This is a genomic window from Endozoicomonas sp. ONNA2, assembly GCF_024606365.1.
Lineage (GTDB): Bacteria > Pseudomonadota > Gammaproteobacteria > Pseudomonadales > Endozoicomonadaceae > Endozoicomonas.
In genome coordinates this window covers 1-2,291 of sequence record NZ_JAHHPO010000111.1, presented here as the reverse complement: position 1 = coordinate 2,291, position 2,291 = coordinate 1, and the positions used below count along the sequence as shown (strand labels likewise).

The window sequence follows — 2,291 nt, the reverse complement described above, 5'->3', positions numbered from 1 at the left end:
TGCGTTGGATTTTTCGTACGGTGATGTTTGCCCGGTAAATGCCGCTACAGTGTCAACAACCGCTTCGGCGTCAACTGCCACCACAGAGTCAACAGCCGCGGCGTCAGCAGCCACCACAGTGTCAACAGCCGCTACAGCATCAACAGCATCAACAGCCGCTACAGCGATCATTACCACAGGTACCCTTGTGGCAGCGATCGGATTGGCGATTTTCGGCTATTTAGGCTGTCAATGGATTATCGGTTTCCGGGAGGGGTTGCGTGGTCAGAAGCTGGCGAGGAGACCCCTTACTCGTGGTAAAGAACTGGCTAGCACTGCGGCCAACTCTGTATCACAGGGTTATCAGGGAATCATAGAACGAATAAACAGGCAGAGAGTTCCTACAAACAGCAGCGTATGAAATGAACCAGGTACAGAGTAACCCCGAGCTGGACAAACGTTTGTAACTTATTTGTTCAAACATTCCCTTGTATTGGAGTATCCACACCATAGAAAGTTCCCGTGCGAAAACTAAGCCAGAAACCATTAAAAAAGGCGACCATCACTGAACAGTCGCCCTTTCTTGGCACCAGAATGTCAGAACGATCAAGCTGTTGCCAATTCTTCCTGTTTGCCCTCTGCAGGGGCCATCAATCTGTTCAGCTTAGGCGCTGTCACAAACATGGGGCAACCATCGCATTACGCTTGTGGAACCGCTTTAAGGGTAGCCACCAGCAGATCCCAGAACCTGACAACGCTCTGGATATGGACTTTCTCATCCGGCGAGTGGGGGAAACGGATGGTTGGGCCAAAGGAGATCATATCCCACTCGGGGTACTTGCTGCCCAGCAGGCCACACTCCAGACCGGCATGAACCACTTGAACGCCGGGCTCCTGACCATACAGCTCAGCGTAAACCCGCTTCATGGTGGCCAGAATTTGAGAGTCCGGGTCTGGCTTCCAGCCAGGGTAGCTGTCAGAGAAGATGACTTCGGCATCCAGCATCCTGAACAGGCCGGCGACGGCATCACACAGGGCTTCATTGCAACTGCCGACCAGGCTTCTTGGCAGGATATGGGCTTTGATCTTACCGTCATTGATGGACAGCACCCCCAGGTTTAAAGAGGTCTCTACCACGCCTGCAATGGAGTCACTCATTCTCTGGACACCATTGGGGCAGGCATCCACCGCAGCCACCCAGCGGTTCTGGGCCTGCAGGGACATCAGCCCGGCAGTGGGTGCAGCGTCACTCAGGGTCAGGGTCAGGTTTGGCTCAACCACCGCCAACTCTGCACGCAGCGTATTGCTGCACTGGTCAATAATCTGCTCACAGGCTACCCGTGATGACTGAGGAATGGCAATGACGGCAGATGCTTCACGGGGAATGGCATTGTCCAGGGAGCCACCGGTCAGGCTGGCAATACGCACACCTTCTGCCTCCAGACGGTGCAGGACGCGGATCAACAGTTTGATGGCATTGCCCCTGCCGAGGTGAATATCACACCCGGAATGACCACCTTTGAGTCCGGAAATGGTCAGGGTTTTGTAGGCCAATCCATTCTGGACGTCTTCGGTCGTGTAATCCCCATTAATCTCAATGCGGGTACCACCGGCGCAGCCAATGTAGAGTTCCCCTTCATCTTCGGTATCCAGGTTAAGCAGGATCTTGCCTGCCAGAATGCCCTGCGCAAGCCCCCTGGCGCCGATCATACCGATCTCTTCAGTGGCGGTGAACAGGGCCTCAACAGGGCCATGGTGCAGGTCTTTGGACGCTAACACCGCCAGCGTTGCCGCCATGCCGATGCCGTTATCGGCACCAAGGGTTGTGCCCTCGGCAGTGACCCAGTCGCCATCAATATAGGCTTTAATCGGGTCCGTGGTGAAGTCATGAACAGTGTCGTTATTTTTTTGGGGCACCATATCCATATGGCCCTGAAGAATAACGCCAACACGGTTTTCCATGCCGGGTGTCGCCTGTTTGCGAATGATGACATTACCTGCCGCATCGGACTGCCACTCAAGATGGTGCTCTTTGGCAAAGCCAATCAGGTGCTCACGAATCTGTTCTTCATGGAAAGACGGGTGAGGTATGTCACAAATGGCGGAAAAGTGTTGCCATAACCCGTGAGGGTGCAGTTCGTGGATAGCGCTCATTTAAGACTCCAGTGCTAATTATATTGACTGCTATGTCAGAATATTTATGTGCAGACGCACTATAGTGAGGGTGTTGGGGATAAACATCAATGAGGGTTTTCTACCTTAGGAATTGTCTAAAAATAACTTTCCCATTTCACTCTAATTCTGGAACTATG

1 protein-coding gene is annotated in these 2,291 nt (G+C 53.0%); it reads right to left on the bottom strand.

Annotation, left to right across the window (positions count from 1 at the left end; all coding sequences use genetic code 11):
• Nucleotides 1–678: 678 nt before the first annotated feature.
• Complete coding sequence (locus tag KDK14_RS01975) at nt 679–2,133, bottom strand: aminoacyl-histidine dipeptidase (RefSeq protein ID WP_257263340.1); 1,455 nt, start codon at nt 2,131–2,133, stop codon at nt 679–681.
• Nucleotides 2,134–2,291 lie beyond the last annotated feature (158 nt).

Coding starts and splice junctions, on each gene's coding strand:
- KDK14_RS01975 (WP_257263340.1), bottom strand. CDS start 2,133: ATGAGCGCTATCCACGAACTGCACCCTCACGGGTTATGGCAACACTTT.